Origin of the sequence: Vibrio sp. 10N.261.51.C6 (assembly GCF_041471785.1) — a bacterium.
GTDB classification, from domain to species: Bacteria; Pseudomonadota; Gammaproteobacteria; order Enterobacterales; family Vibrionaceae; genus Vibrio; species Vibrio crassostreae_C.
Genome location: NZ_JBFRPB010000022.1, coordinates 135961 through 149511 on the forward strand (window position 1 = coordinate 135961; position 13551 = coordinate 149511).

14 protein-coding genes are annotated in these 13551 nt (G+C 45.0%); 9 read left to right on the forward strand and 5 right to left on the reverse strand.

Annotation, left to right across the window (positions count from 1 at the left end):
• Positions 1–3 precede the first annotated feature (3 nt).
• Positions 4–2262 carry a DNA topoisomerase IV subunit A gene (gene parC / locus AB4375_RS06860; RefSeq protein ID WP_017067236.1) on the forward strand — a complete coding sequence of 753 codons (2259 nt, stop codon included), beginning with the start codon at positions 4–6 and terminating at the stop codon, positions 2260–2262.
• 102 nt (positions 2263–2364) lie between these two features.
• Here parC and degS read toward each other — a convergent pair whose 3' ends face one another.
• From degS to zapG, 3 genes are all read right to left on the reverse strand, one after another.
• The gene (gene degS, locus AB4375_RS06865) at positions 2365–3429 is read right to left on the reverse strand and encodes an outer membrane-stress sensor serine endopeptidase DegS (RefSeq protein WP_017061430.1); all 1065 of its coding nucleotides are present in this window, start codon (positions 3427–3429) and stop codon (positions 2365–2367) included.
• A gap of 158 nt (positions 3430–3587) precedes the next feature.
• Positions 3588–4943 (reverse strand): Do family serine endopeptidase, encoded by a 1356-nt coding sequence (locus AB4375_RS06870; RefSeq protein WP_017061431.1) that lies wholly within the window; start codon positions 4941–4943, stop codon positions 3588–3590.
• A gap of 126 nt (positions 4944–5069) precedes the next feature.
• Positions 5070–5525 carry a Z-ring associated protein ZapG gene (gene zapG, locus AB4375_RS06875; RefSeq protein ID WP_017061432.1) on the reverse strand — a complete coding sequence of 152 codons (456 nt, stop codon included), beginning with the start codon at positions 5523–5525 and terminating at the stop codon, positions 5070–5072.
• Between the two features lie 219 nt (positions 5526–5744).
• Between zapG and zapE the strand changes: the two genes are divergently transcribed.
• From zapE to sspB, 8 genes are all read left to right on the forward strand, one after another.
• Entirely contained in the window at positions 5745–6848 is a 1104-nt protein-coding gene (zapE, locus tag AB4375_RS06880; protein WP_017061433.1) for a cell division protein ZapE, read from the forward strand.
• Positions 6849–7095: 247 nt separating this feature from the next.
• Positions 7096–7524: a 50S ribosomal protein L13 gene (gene rplM, locus AB4375_RS06885; RefSeq protein ID WP_010434689.1), complete on the forward strand. Its 429-nt coding sequence runs from the start codon at positions 7096–7098 to the stop codon at positions 7522–7524.
• A 13-nt stretch (positions 7525–7537) separates the two neighbouring features.
• The gene (gene rpsI / locus AB4375_RS06890; protein ID WP_004740758.1) at positions 7538–7930 is read left to right on the forward strand and encodes a 30S ribosomal protein S9; all 393 of its coding nucleotides are present in this window, start codon (positions 7538–7540) and stop codon (positions 7928–7930) included.
• Between the two features lie 330 nt (positions 7931–8260).
• On the forward strand, positions 8261–8851 hold the full coding sequence (gene petA / locus AB4375_RS06895; RefSeq protein ID WP_017061434.1) for a ubiquinol-cytochrome c reductase iron-sulfur subunit: 591 nt from the start codon (positions 8261–8263) through the stop codon (positions 8849–8851).
• The gene (locus AB4375_RS06900) at positions 8851–10116 is read left to right on the forward strand and encodes a cytochrome bc complex cytochrome b subunit (protein WP_017061435.1); all 1266 of its coding nucleotides are present in this window, start codon (positions 8851–8853) and stop codon (positions 10114–10116) included. Before petA ends, AB4375_RS06900 begins: the two co-directional genes overlap by 1 nt.
• The gene (locus AB4375_RS06905; protein WP_372051239.1) at positions 10113–10850 is read left to right on the forward strand and encodes a cytochrome c1; all 738 of its coding nucleotides are present in this window, start codon (positions 10113–10115) and stop codon (positions 10848–10850) included. Before AB4375_RS06900 ends, AB4375_RS06905 begins: the two co-directional genes overlap by 4 nt.
• A 97-nt stretch (positions 10851–10947) precedes the next feature.
• Complete coding sequence (gene sspA, locus AB4375_RS06910) at positions 10948–11583, forward strand: stringent starvation protein SspA (protein WP_009848943.1); 636 nt, start codon at positions 10948–10950, stop codon at positions 11581–11583.
• Between the two features lie 6 nt (positions 11584–11589).
• Positions 11590–12084, forward strand: coding sequence for a ClpXP protease specificity-enhancing factor (gene sspB, locus AB4375_RS06915; protein ID WP_032545786.1), 495 nt, complete (start codon positions 11590–11592; stop codon positions 12082–12084).
• Between the two features lie 254 nt (positions 12085–12338).
• Here the strand turns inward: sspB and AB4375_RS06920 are convergent, their stop codons facing one another.
• On the reverse strand, positions 12339–12944 hold the full coding sequence (locus AB4375_RS06920) for a BON domain-containing protein (protein ID WP_017062905.1): 606 nt from the start codon (positions 12942–12944) through the stop codon (positions 12339–12341).
• 16 nt (positions 12945–12960) lie between these two features.
• Positions 12961–13551, reverse strand: a complete 591-nt coding sequence (locus AB4375_RS06925) for a phosphoheptose isomerase (protein WP_004729817.1) — start codon at positions 13549–13551, stop codon at positions 12961–12963.

The following is a 13551-nucleotide window of genomic DNA, read 5'->3' on the forward strand; positions in this document are numbered from 1 at the left end:
TGGATGTCTAACGAAATTACATATGATGGCGTTGAACAGCTGCCAATGCGCAAGTTCACCGAAGATGCCTACTTAAATTACTCAATGTACGTGATCATGGATCGTGCATTGCCGTATATCGGTGATGGCTTGAAGCCAGTACAGCGTCGTATTATCTACGCGATGTCTGAGCTAGGCTTATCGGCTGCATCGAAATACAAAAAATCAGCACGTACCGTTGGTGACGTATTAGGTAAGTATCACCCACATGGTGACTCTGCTTGTTACGAAGCGATGGTATTGATGGCGCAGCCTTTCTCTTACCGCTACCCATTGGTAGATGGTCAAGGTAACTGGGGTGCTCCTGATGATCCGAAATCGTTCGCTGCGATGCGTTATACCGAAGCCAAATTATCTAAGTTTGCTGAGGTTCTTCTAGGTGAACTAGGTCAAGGCACTGTTGACTGGCAACCAAACTTTGATGGCACGATGAAAGAGCCTCAAATGTTGCCTGCTCGCCTACCTCACATCCTACTTAACGGTATTACAGGTATCGCGGTAGGTATGGCGACCGATATTCCACCACACAACGTGCGTGAAGTCGCTAATGCAGCCATTCACCTAATTGATACGCCTAAGTCTGAGCTTTCAGACGTGATGGGTTTCATTCAAGGTCCAGATTACCCGACTGAAGCTGAGATTATCTCCCCGAAATCGGACATCGAAAAGATCTACCGTACTGGACGTGGCAGCATCAAGATGCGCGCGGTTTGGCACAAGGAAGGCTCTGATATTGTTATCACGGCTTTACCTCATCAAGTGTCAGGTGCGAAGTTACTTGAGCAAATCGCTAACCAGATGCGCGCTAAGAAGCTGCCAATGGTTGACGACTTGCGAGATGAATCGGATCACGAGAACCCAACGCGTATCGTTGTCGTTCCTCGTTCGAATCGTATCGACTGTGACCAATTGATGAGTCACCTGTTCGCGTCGACGGATCTAGAGAAAAACTTCCGCGTTAACTTGAACATGATTGGTTTAGATAATCGTCCTCAAGTTAAAGGCTTAGTTCAAATCCTGAAAGAGTGGATCGAGTTCCGTCGCACAACGGTTCGCCGTCGTTTGCAGTACCGTTTAGATAAAGTACTGGCACGCTTGCACATCTTAGAAGGTTTGCTTGCTGCTTATCTTAATATCGATGAAGTGATTGAGATCATTCGTACAGAAGACGAACCATGTCCTGTCCTAATGAGCCGTTTCAACATTTCTGAAATTCAAGCCAATGCGATTCTTGATATTAAACTTCGTAACTTAGCTAAGTTAGAAGAGTTTAAAATCCGAGCGGAACAAGAAGAGCTTGAAGCTGAACGTGAGAAGCTTGAAAAGCTACTCGGTTCAGAGCGTCGCTTGAATACGCTGATCAAGAAAGAAATCCAAGCAGATGCGGATAAATACGGCGATGATCGTCGTTCACCTCTGATTGAGCGCGCTGAAGCGAAAGCGCTAACAGAGCGCGACTTAGTACCAAGCGAACCAATCACGGTTGTGTTGTCTGAGAAAGGTTGGATTCGTCATGCCAAGGGGCATGAAGTTGACGCTGAAGGTTTGAACTACAAATCGGGTGATAAATTCTTAGCGAGTGCTAAGGGTAAGAGTAACCAACAAGCGGTGTTCCTCGGCAGTGATGGTCGAAGCTACTCCCTTGAGTCACATTCATTACCGTCGGCGCGAAGCCAAGGTGAGCCAATTACAGGCCGCTTGAACGTCAGCCCAGGTACTTCTATTCGCCAAGTGGTGATGGGAGAGAATGAACAATTATGGTTAGTCGGTTCTGATGCAGGTTATGGTTTTGTTTGTAAGGGTAGCGATCTGCTGTCCAAGAACAAGAGCGGTAAAGCCTTGGTTAACTTGCCACAAGCTTCTGAAGTGATGATGCCAAGCCCTATTGCTGACTTGGACAGTAATCAGATTCTGGCGATTACTAACCAAGGTCGTATGTTGTTGTTCCCGATTAAAGATCTCCCTCAGCTGAGCAAAGGTAAAGGCAACAAGATCATCAACATCCCTTCTGCGAAAGCAAAAGAGCGTGAAGAGTTTGTCTCACATCTTATGGCTATCCCAGAGAATGCGACGCTGACTATCTACGCCGGTAAACGTAAGCTTGGTTTGAAACCTGCGGATCTTGAAAACTTCCGTGGTGAACGTGGTCGTCGTGGTGGTCTACTGCCTAGAGGACTACAGCGAGTGACTCGCATCGATATCGAAGAGCAAAGTGAATCGTAGAGATACTTGAAACAATCTTTAGATAAAAGAAAACCCAGCCTATGAGCTGGGTTTTTTGTACTTGTGTATTAGCAGCTTGAATCATTGCTTACAGAGTTTGCTCTACAGGCGAGTATCTTCGGCGATGGTCACCTTTAAGGTTTTGCTTTCACCTTGGCGCAATATACCCACATCGATAACTGTACCAGGTCGCAGGTCGGTAACGATGTCCATTACACTCTGGCGACCATTTACTTGGTTATCGTTGATACTGACAATAATGTCTTGAGCTTCAAAACCCGCATCGGCAGCCGGACCATTAGGGTCTATCCCCAACACAACGATCCCGCCGATATTCTTAGTACCCAACATGCGTGAGGTGACTGAGTTGATGTCTTGTCCATCGATACCAATATAGCCACGAATCACACGACCATCGGCGATGATCTTTTCCATGATTTTATTAGCAAGCGGATAGGGGATAGCGAATGAGATCCCATAGGTTTCCATGTCGGTAGCTTGCTGGAAAGAGGCGGTATTGATACCGACTAGCTCACCTTGTGAGTTCACCAGTGCGCCACCTGAGTTACCTTCATTGATTGCCGCATCGGTCTGGATAAAGGCTTGATGGCCATCGGCACTGATCGAAGAACGGCCGGTTGCAGAGATGATACCAAAGGTTGTTGTTTGACCTAGGTTGTATGGGTTACCGATAGCCAGTACAACATCACCGACATTGGCTTTGTAATTAGGATTGAGTGGGATCACCGGTAGATTATCACCGCTGACTCTAAGTATCGCGATATCGGTGCGTTTGTCTGAACCGACAAGTTGCGCAGCTGCTACTCGGCCATCTTGAAGTGCCACAACTATTTGGTCTGCTTGAGCCACCACATGGAAGTTGGTAATGATGTAGCCTTTCTCGCTAACAATCACCCCAGAGCCCAAACCTTGTGTGAGCAGTTTGTTTCGATCGCTTTCAGCGTATTTACGGCTATAAATGTTAACCACTGCGGGCGCCGCGCGGCGAACTGCTTGGTTAAATGAAATCTGAAGAGAGCCAATATTATCGACTTTAGGGCTAGTGACGTCAGCGACAATCGCTGGTCTTAAGCTCGGGAAGGCGAGAAGAATAAGCGCCGCTGAAACGAGTCCAAGGGAAATAGAACGAAATAGAAAGGACAGCATGTTTCCCTCTTCAACAAGTAAGGTGTGAAGCCTCCATCAATGGATGACTGATTTGATTACAAGTGAAGCATAGCATTTTGATTGATCTAAAGAAAAGGGAGACTGAGTAAGTTTAAAGCAAACTTACTGAGCCTCCCTGTAATTGCGCTGACGTAAGACTATCGAATCACAAGATAGATAGTTCGATCGCCTCGCTGGATATTAAGCGCCAGTACACCAGGTTGTTTTTCAAGAATCTCTCTAAACTCAGCAAGGTTCTTAACGGGCTGGCGGTTTACTCCGATGATGATGTCATCTTTCAGGAGTTGATAGGCTTCGGCTGGTGAACCTTGAGCAACATTCGATACCTTGACGCCCGTTGCAGAGTCACTCTCTGTTGTGTTGGTTAACTCAGCACCAGCTAGTCCTTCATGGAGCTTCTCAGCTTGTGTTTTATTATTGGTGGATTCACCAAGCGTCACATCAAAGGTTTTGCTCTTACCGTCACGAACCACACCCAGTTCAATCTGCTTACCAGCGCCGAGTGTTGCGACCTTAGCTCTTAACTCGCTGAAGGTATCAATGCGTTTGCCATTAATAGAGACAATAATATCGCCCGCTTTCAGTCCTGCTTTATCGGCTGCGCTGTCAGGGACGATTTGGCTAACAAAGGCGCCCTTGCTTGATTCATAACCGAGTGCTTCTGCCAATTCAGAGGTCACTTCTCCGCCTTGAACGCCAAGCATGCCGCGTTTTACTTCACCGAAGTCGAGAATTTGTTCTGTCAGGTTTGTCATCATATTAGAAGGGATTGCAAAGCCGATACCGACATTACCTCCGTTAGGGCCAAGAATGGCGGTGTTGATACCAATTAGCTCACCGTTAAGGTTCACTAGCGCACCACCAGAGTTGCCGCTGTTGATTGCTGCATCGGTTTGAATGAAGTTTTCAAAGTTTTCTAGATTCAGGCCGCTACGGCCGAGTGCAGAAACAATACCGGATGTCACGGTTTGCCCAAGTCCGAATGGGTTACCGATCGCGACACTAAAATCACCAACTCTTAGTTTGTCTGAGTCTGCGACTTTTATCTGGGTCAGGTTTTTGGCTTCTTCTAATTTTAGCAGTGCGATATCAGACATCTGGTCGCCACCGATTAGCTCAGCATCGTACTCTCGACCATCATGCAGTTTTACTTTGATATCGTCCGCACCATTAATGACATGGTAATTGGTCACGATATGACCTTTCTCGGCGTCAATGATGACACCAGAGCCTAATCCGCGGAAGGGACGCTCTCGTGTTTGTTCTGGACCAAAAAAGAATTGAAATTGTTCAGGGATTTGCTGACGTTGTACCTGTTTGCCTTCTACGGCAATACTAACCACAGCGGGGGTCACTTGTTCAAGCATAGGAGCAAGGCTCGGTAATTGTTCATTACCCACACTTAATGGCAGTGCGGCTGTTGCTTTAATGGGGGTGATGATTGAACTTAAGCTTAAAGTTAGCACTGATAAAGCAAGCAAAGGTTTTTTCATCATAAACTCCTCTCTAGTTAAGGTCTTAACCCTCTTATACGTTTAATAAGTATGATAAGTTTCAAATGACCTGAGTGAAAGTTATGACTCAAAAACCTTTGTAAAGTTCACAGAAGTGTTAAATGTTTACGATGCTTTTGCTGTAACAACATCGGGAGCATTCATGATTTCTTTCTTCTGCTCTGTAAATAAACCGGTTGCGCCATTAGCGTAATCTTTCGGTTGTTCCTCAAGTGTCGCCTCTTTTACTGAAGGCTTCTCTTGTGGCTTGTCCGAATGGGCAGCGGCTGTTTTCACAAACGGGTTATCTTGCTCTGGCAGGTTAGGAATCAGCTCTGAGCTTGTTTTTTCCATGTGTTGGTACAGTTTTGTGTAGTCTTTACCTAATGTGTCCAACATTTCTGCTGATTTCGCAAAGTGATCAGCCAGCTCTTGTCGCTGCTGCTCAAGGGCAAACTTTGCGCTATCCAATTCTTTCTGTACGTTCTTTTGTTTTTTGTATTCAGGTGTCATGAGACGAGAAATAGCGACCCCTAAAATAACTCCGACTAGTAAACCGGCAACGGCATACATCCAAGGCATAACAGCTCCTTATTATTGTTTTTTAACATGTTTGTTACTGCTTAGTTACACGTGATACGGCTCCATGGTACTATGAGAAAGCCGCAGTATAAAGAGAAATGCGTGTGCGCTAGTTAGCAGTTTGATGCTGCACTATTCACCACATCACGTTATTCCTCGTACTGTTTGGGCTCATTTTTAGTTGTTGTCTGATATTGCTTTCATTGTGGAAATGTCGTCATGAATCCCATTAAAAAATACGAACAAGATATAAAAGAACATGGATTTCAAAGAGATCCAGCACAAGAGCAAGCCGTAAAATCTTTAGATGAACTCTTTCATCAATTTCAAGATTACATGAATACGCCCATTCCTCAACTGACTCGCTTCCAGAAATTACTAGGCAAAAAGCCAGAACTGCCACAACCACCGAAAGGTCTCTATTTTTGGGGTGGCGTAGGGCGAGGAAAAACGTACCTAATGGATACGTTCTATGATGCCTTACCGACCACTAAAAAAATGCGTGTTCACTTTCACCGCTTTATGTATCGAGTTCATGATGAGCTAAAGGCGCTAGGTAATGTGAGTGATCCATTGCCTTTAGTCGCAGACAAGTTGAAGGAAGAAGCGGACATTATCTGTTTCGACGAATTCTTTGTTTCAGACATCACCGATGCGATGATCCTAGGAACCTTGTTCCAAGAGTTATTCGCTCGAAACGCTATCTTGGTTGCGACCTCTAATATTCCACCTGCGGATCTGTATCGCAACGGGTTACAGCGAGCGCGTTTCTTACCTGCCATCAAGCTCATTCAAGACAACTGTCATATCCTTAATGTCGATAGTGGTATTGACTATCGTCTACGTACCTTAGAACAGGCTGAGATTTACCATTACCCGCTAGATAGCCAAGCGAATATTAATCTCGAAAAGTATTACGCTCAGCTCGTTGGTGAAGATAAAGAGAAGCTTAAGCAGATAGAGGTTAACCACCGTCAATTAGATGTAGTCGAAGCGAGTGATGGCGTACTGCATGGTACCTTTGCTCAGCTTTGTCAGTCGGCTCGTAGCCAGAACGACTATATTGAGTTGTCTCGGGTTTATCACACAGTTCTATTGGCGGATGTATTGCAAATGGGCGCGACTTCAGATGACGCTGCGAGGCGCTTCATTGCATTAGTTGATGAGTTCTACGAGCGCAATGTGAAGCTGATTATTTCAGCGGAAGTGGAGCTAGAAAAGCTATACACCCATGGTCAGCTAGAGTTTGAATTTAAACGTTGTCAGTCGCGTTTAATTGAAATGCAGAGCCATGAATATTTGGCAAAAGAACACTTAAGTTAGCTTTGATTATCTCGAATAAGAAATAGAATTAAAAAAATCGTGATTTTGTTCAAAAAGAGGTGATTTTTTCTTCGCTCTTCTCTATAATCCTGCGACCTACCGTTACTGCGGGCCTCTAGCGATGAGTAAAATCACGTTATGCCAAGAGTTTTCCAACACTCGAAGGGGTGATGAATGGTAACTCTTAGACAGTGGGAATACGCGAGTATTCCTTAAGTGTAAATTTTTTAAATAGGTAATTATTAGCATGAAAACTTTCGTTGCTAAACCAGAAACTGTAAAACGCGACTGGTATGTTGTAGACGCTGAAGGCAAAACTCTTGGCCGTCTAGCAAGTGAAATCGCTTCTCGCCTACGCGGCAAGCACAAAGCAGAATACACTCCTCACGTAGACACTGGTGATTACATCATCGTTGTTAACGCTGAGAAAGTTGCTGTAACTGGTAACAAAGCTAAGGGTAAGGTTTACTACCGTCACTCAGAGTTCCCAGGTGGTCTTAAAACTATCACTTTTGAAAAGCTAATTGCTAAGAAACCAGAAATGGTTCTAGAACTAGCAGTTAAAGGTATGCTTCCACGTGGTCCTCTAGGCCGCGCGATGTACCGTAAGCTTAAAGTGTACGCTGGTACTGAGCACAACCATGTTGCTCAACAGCCACAAGTACTAGACATCTAAGGGGATTATGAAAATGGCAGAGAATCAATACTACGGCACTGGTCGTCGCAAAAGCTCAGCAGCTCGTGTTTTCATCAAACCAGGCTCTGGTGAGATCGTAATCAACAAGCGTAGCCTTGATGTTTACTTCGGTCGTCCAACTTCTCGTATGGTTGTTAAGCAACCTCTTGAGCTAGTTGAACTAACTGAGAAACTTGACCTTTACATCACTGTTTCTGGTGGTGGTATTTCTGGTCAAGCTGGCGCAATCCGCCACGGTATCACTCGCGCTCTTATGGAGTACGATGAAACTCTACGCCCTGCTCTACGTGCAGCTGGCTACGTTACTCGTGACGCTCGTTGCGTTGAACGTAAGAAAGTTGGTCTACGTAAAGCACGTCGTAAACCTCAATTCTCTAAGCGTTAATTTTTCTTTACGAAAAAGTACACGCCCCCAGTTTTACGACTGGAATTGTGGTTCAAAGCTCGGCTATATGCCGGGCTTTTTGTTTTTATACCCCCTCTAAACGCTTTCCCTTCCTCGTTTTATTTCCAAATTCTTATATTTTGAAAGCTTTTGTAACCCAATGTGCGCTTTGCCTCATGATTGTTACAAAAAGGTAGCTTTATCTTGTCAAAAAGTAGGGTTTTATTTATCATTTGCCGTCAATAAATAGAACTAAATACATATTTTGTTAGCCATGCTCTTTAATCGGAATTATTTCAATCCACAAGGAGCAAATGGGAGAATGTTTGGATGAGCAACGCGCCTTTAAATAACGGTCGCAGGCGTTTCTTAACCGCAACAACAGCCGTTGTTGGTGGTTTAGGAGCAGCTGCTGTAGCCGTGCCTTTTATTAAATCATGGAATCCGAGTGCCAAGGCGAAAGCTGCGGGCGCGCCGGTGGAAGTGGAAGTCAGTAAGTTAGAGCCGGGACAAATGGTTCGTGTCGAGTGGCAAGGTAAACCTGTATGGGTTGTACGCCGTGCTGAGTCGGTACTAGAAAACCTAAAATCGATCGGTGGTCAACTTCGTGACCCTCAATCTGAAGCTGAACAACAACCAGAATACGCACAGAACGAGTTCCGTTCAATTAAGCCGGAATTCTTCGTTGCTGTTGGTTTCTGTACGCACTTAGGTTGTTCTCCAACTTACCTGCCGGATTCTTTTGCAGAACAAGTTCAGGGTGTTAAGTCTGGTTTCTTCTGTCCTTGTCATGGTTCAAAGTTTGATATGGCAGGTCGAGTATTCCAAGGCGTACCAGCTCCATTGAATCTTGTTGTACCAAAGCATATGTATTTGAGTGACACTAAGATCATGATCGGTGTGGACGAGGGAGACGCGTAATGCAAGGATTGCTTGATTGGGTAGAGAAACGTCTACCCGCGATGAATGCGTATAAAAAGCATTTATCTGAATACCCAATGCCTAAGAACTTTAACTTTTGGTACCTTTTCGGTTCTTTGGCAATGTTGGTATTGGTTAACCAAATCCTTACGGGTATTTGGCTAACAATGAACTACGTACCGTCAGGTGAGGGTGCATTTGCTTCTGTTGAATACATCATGCGTGATGTGGAATACGGTTGGCTACTACGTTACATGCACTCAACAGGTGCTTCGGCATTCTTCGTTGTTATCTACCTGCACATGTTCCGTGGCCTAATCTATGGTTCTTACCAAAAGCCTCGTGAGCTACTTTGGATCTTCGGTATGTTGATCTTCTTAGTGCTTATGGCTGAGGCTTTCATGGGTTACCTACTACCATGGGGTCAAATGTCTTACTGGGGTGCTCAGGTAATCATTTCTCTGTTTGGTGCGATCCCTGTTATCGGTGATGACCTAACGCTTTGGATCCGTGGTGACTACATCATCTCTGGTGCAACGCTGAACCGTTTCTTCGCACTGCACGTTATCGCTCTACCAATTGTACTTCTGCTGCTTATCGTACTTCACGTACTAGCACTGCACGAAGTGGGTTCGAACAACCCAGACGGTATTGAGACGAAACTTCCTAAAGGCACAATGGGCGACGACTACAAAACGCAGTTCCCATTCCACAAGGATTACACTAAGAAATACGACATCATTGACTCTATTCCTTTCCACCCATACGGGACCGTGAAAGATATGGTTGGTGTGGCCGGTTTCCTATTCTTCTTCTGTTATGTGCTGTTCTTTAACCCAGAGATGGGTGGATTCTTCCTTGAGCCGCCAAACTTTGAAGCTGCTAACCCACTGAAAACACCAGAGCACATCGCTCCGGTATGGTACTTCACGCCGTTTTACGCAATTCTGCGTGCTGTTCCTGATAAGTTGCTAGGTGTTGTAGCAATGGGCGCATCTATTGTTGTGCTATTCCTACTACCATGGTTCGACCGTTGTAAAGTGCGTTCTTACCGTTACCGTAGCAAACTGCATTTGATTAACATCATCCAATTCACAATAAGCTTTATTGCGCTTGGTGTACTTGGTGCGCTTCCAGCAACGCCAACATACACGCTACTGGCTCAAATCTTTAGCTTAGGTTACTTCATGTTCTTCGTTCTACTGTGGTTCTACAGTAAAAATGAAGCGACGAAACCATTACCAGAAAGGGTGACATTCAAATGAAAAAGTGGATTGTAATTTTATTTGCTATGTTGCCGTCACTGGTGATGGCAGCGGGTGCAAACGTACCATTAGACAAAGCGAACAATGATTTAACAGACAAAGCTTCATTGCAAAATGGCGCTAAGATGTTCATGAACTACTGTTTCGCTTGTCACTCAACGCAGTACCAGCGCTATGAACGTGTTGCGAATGATTTAGAGATCCCCGTTGATCTTATGAAGGAAAATCTGATTTTCGACTCTGAAGCGAAAATCGGTGACTTGATGGTTAATGCTATGCCTTCTGATCAAGCGGCAAGTTGGTTTGGTGCTCCGCCACCAGACCTAACATTGGTTGCTCGTGTTCGTGGCGCAGACTGGCTGTACACTTACCTTCGTACTTTCTATGAAGATCCGTCTCGTCCATTTGGCGTGAACAACATTGTTTTCCCAAGCGTTGGTATGCCGCACGTTCTTGAAGAACTGCAAGGTATCCCAACACCAATCTACGATACTCATATGGTAGATGGCGAGGAAGTGACGGTTGTTGTTGGCACTGAGACTGACGGCTCTGGCGAATTAAGTGCTGGTGAATACGACGAAGCAGTTCGTGACCTTGTTAACTTTTTGGTTTACTCGGGCGACCCAGTTCAACTTGAGCGTCACGCTATGGGTTGGTGGGTAATGGCCTTCTTAGTAATCTTCACTATCATCGTGATTTTGCTGAAGAAAGAGTATTGGCGTGATGTGCACTAATTGTGCTATAATATCGTGCTAATTCCCAAATTATGTTAATGTTCAATGGAGGCTTTAGGCCTCCATTGTTTTTATTTAAAGTGTACTGGAGGGCTCCATGGCTGTAGCTGCCAATAAACGTTCTGTAATGACTCTTTTCTCAAGTGCTTCTGATATGTATAGCCATCAGGTGCGCATCGTTCTTGCTGAAAAAGGCGTAAGTGTTGAAGTTGAGTTGGTTGATGAAAAAAATCTACCAGCAGAGCTTGTTGAACTGAACCCGTACAAATCAGTACCTACTCTTGTTGATCGTGAGCTTGCTCTATATGACTCGAAGATCATCATGGAATACCTAGATGAGCGTTTCCCTCACCCACCGTTGATGCCTGTATACCCGGTTGCTCGTGGTAACAGCCGTCTAATGATGTACCGCATTGAGCGTAACTGGTATTCAGTTGCAGAGAAGATCGTTAAAGGCAACGCTGAAGAATCTGAAGCAGCTCGCGTTAAACTGCGCAACGACCTACTGACTCTTGCTCCTATCTTCGCTGAGTATGAATACTTCATGAGCGAAGAGTTTAGCCTAATTGATTGTTACCTAGCTCCGCTATTATGGCGTTTACCTGAGCTTGGTATCGAACTAATTGGTCCTGGTTCTAAAGAGCTTAAGATTTACATGAACCGCGTATTCGAACGTGATTCATTCCTAGCTTCTCTAACTGAAGCTGAGCGTGAGATGCGACTCGTTCGCTAAGCGTTTATGGATATTTCTAATATGACTCCACGCCGGCCATACATGCTTCGTGCATTTTATGAGTGGCTGGTTGATAACGAACTAACTCCACACCTTGTTGTTGAAGCAACATTACCGGGTGTGCGAGTTCCAGAAGAGTTTGTTCAAGATGGTCAGATCATTCTGAACATCGCGCCTCGTGCGGTTGGACAACTTGAACTGGGTAACGAAGCTGTGACGTTTAGTGCTCGCTTTAGTGGTCGTCCACACTCTGTGATCGTTCCGCTTTACGCAGTTCAAGCGGTTTATGCTCGTGAAAATGGTGCTGGTACCATGTTTGAACCTGAAGAGGCTTACATGGAAGCGTTTGAAGAAGGGATTGAAGAAAGTCCTTTTGAAGAACCAGAAAAAGGCCCATCTTTGAGCGTAGCAACGGCAGACGTAGATGCTGAAGAGCCAGACTCAGATCCTGAGCCACCTCGTCCAGCGAAAGGTCGCCCAAGCCTTCGTGTTATCAAATAACGTTAGTTATACCAATCACAGTAAGTAAGTGATCAGAAATAGCGCAGGAAAAAAGCTTGAGAGCAAGGCGGAATTTTTTGATAAGTAGTTATTCTACAATCAAAAATTCTAACGCAGTTATCGAAATTTTTAACAAGCTAGAATGATAGATTATTTACTACGATTGGTATTAGATAACGAACAAAATAAAAAAGCAGCGACTCGTCGCTGCTTTTTCTTTTCTGCTATATCGCATTTAGTTGACTGGCTTACGGCTAGTTAACAGCCGTCTCTTCTTCACCGTATTCAAACGCTCGAATAACCTGTTTTACGCCAGATATGTTACGCGCAACTTCTGTCGCGATATCGGCATGCTCTCTAGTCACGAGTCCAAGTAGGAATACTTCTGAATCCTCAGTAATCACTTTTACTTTGATGCCGTTAAGCTCAGCATTCGCAAGCAGAGCTGATTTCACCTTAGTGGTAATCCAGCTGTCTTTACTGATAGCACTTACAGACAAAGGTTCTTTCACTCGAACTTGATTGTGGATGCTCTCAACGCCAGCCACTTCTTTGGCTTGGTTTTCAAAAGCGCGACGTTCTGAATCTGTGGTTGCTTGCCCCATCAACACCACTGAACCTCGGTATGAGCTTGCGGTGACACGTACATTGCCACGGAATGGTTGTTTATTGGTAATCGCTGCAACTTCAAATTCGATGTTGTTGTCGTTCCAAATCTCTTTGGTTGTTCGCGTATCTGTGACTAGGTTTGCAGTAGTTGCAGCACCAGCAATGAAAATGCCAGCACAACCAGACAGAGACAGTGTAAGTAGCGAAACATTAATCAGCTTAAACAGCCTCATAGAGGTTAATGATTTCATTGTGATGCTCCGTATATCACTCTTCGTGGGCAGGGAAGAGTACTTGATCGATTAGGTCACATAGGCAGTGCAGTGTCACCATGTGTACTTCATGAATACGCGCTGTACGGTGTGAAGGGATACGAATCTCTACATCGTGTTCACCAAGCAAACCTGCCATCTCACCACCATCTTTACCGGTAAAGGCGATAATTGTCATGTCGCGAGTTACCGCCGCTTCCATTGCCTTGATGATGTTCTTGCTGTTACCACTAGTCGAGATAGCCAACAGAATATCGCCAGTTTGACCAAACGCACGTACCTGCTTAGAGAAGATCTCTTCATAGTGGTAGTCGTTAGCCACAGCCGTTAGCGTGGTGTTATCTGCTGTGAGTGCCATCGCTGGAAGGCTAGGGCGCTCTGTTTCAAATCGGTTGAGTAGGCACGATACAAATTGCTGAGCATTCGACGCCGAACCACCATTACCACAACAAAGAATTTTGTTTCCGTTAAGCAAGGTCGCAACCATTGCTTGAGCGGCATGCGTGATTGCGTCAGGCAGAGCTTCTGCAGCCGCAATTTGGATTTGAATACTTTCTGTGAAACTTTCTTTAATGCTGTCTAGCAT

What these genes read in the sequence shown, in the direction of transcription:
- parC (WP_017067236.1), top strand. Translation starts at nt 4, where the DNA reads ATGTCTAACGAAATTACATATGATGGCGTTGAACAGCTGCCAATGCGC.
- degS (WP_017061430.1), bottom strand. Translation starts at nt 3,429, where the DNA reads ATGCTGTCCTTTCTATTTCGTTCTATTTCCCTTGGACTCGTTTCAGCG.
- AB4375_RS06870 (WP_017061431.1), bottom strand. Translation starts at nt 4,943, where the DNA reads ATGAAAAAACCTTTGCTTGCTTTATCAGTGCTAACTTTAAGCTTAAGT.
- zapG (WP_017061432.1), bottom strand. Translation starts at nt 5,525, where the DNA reads ATGCCTTGGATGTATGCCGTTGCCGGTTTACTAGTCGGAGTTATTTTA.
- zapE (WP_017061433.1), top strand. Translation starts at nt 5,745, where the DNA reads ATGAATCCCATTAAAAAATACGAACAAGATATAAAAGAACATGGATTT.
- rplM (WP_010434689.1), top strand. Translation starts at nt 7,096, where the DNA reads ATGAAAACTTTCGTTGCTAAACCAGAAACTGTAAAACGCGACTGGTAT.
- rpsI (WP_004740758.1), top strand. Translation starts at nt 7,538, where the DNA reads ATGGCAGAGAATCAATACTACGGCACTGGTCGTCGCAAAAGCTCAGCA.
- petA (WP_017061434.1), top strand. Translation starts at nt 8,261, where the DNA reads ATGAGCAACGCGCCTTTAAATAACGGTCGCAGGCGTTTCTTAACCGCA.
- AB4375_RS06900 (WP_017061435.1), top strand. Translation starts at nt 8,851, where the DNA reads ATGCAAGGATTGCTTGATTGGGTAGAGAAACGTCTACCCGCGATGAAT.
- AB4375_RS06905 (WP_372051239.1), top strand. Translation starts at nt 10,113, where the DNA reads ATGAAAAAGTGGATTGTAATTTTATTTGCTATGTTGCCGTCACTGGTG.
- sspA (WP_009848943.1), top strand. Translation starts at nt 10,948, where the DNA reads ATGGCTGTAGCTGCCAATAAACGTTCTGTAATGACTCTTTTCTCAAGT.
- sspB (WP_032545786.1), top strand. Translation starts at nt 11,590, where the DNA reads ATGGATATTTCTAATATGACTCCACGCCGGCCATACATGCTTCGTGCA.
- AB4375_RS06920 (WP_017062905.1), bottom strand. Translation starts at nt 12,944, where the DNA reads ATGAAATCATTAACCTCTATGAGGCTGTTTAAGCTGATTAATGTTTCG.
- AB4375_RS06925 (WP_004729817.1), bottom strand. Translation starts at nt 13,551, where the DNA reads ATGCTAGACAGCATTAAAGAAAGTTTCACAGAAAGTATTCAAATCCAA.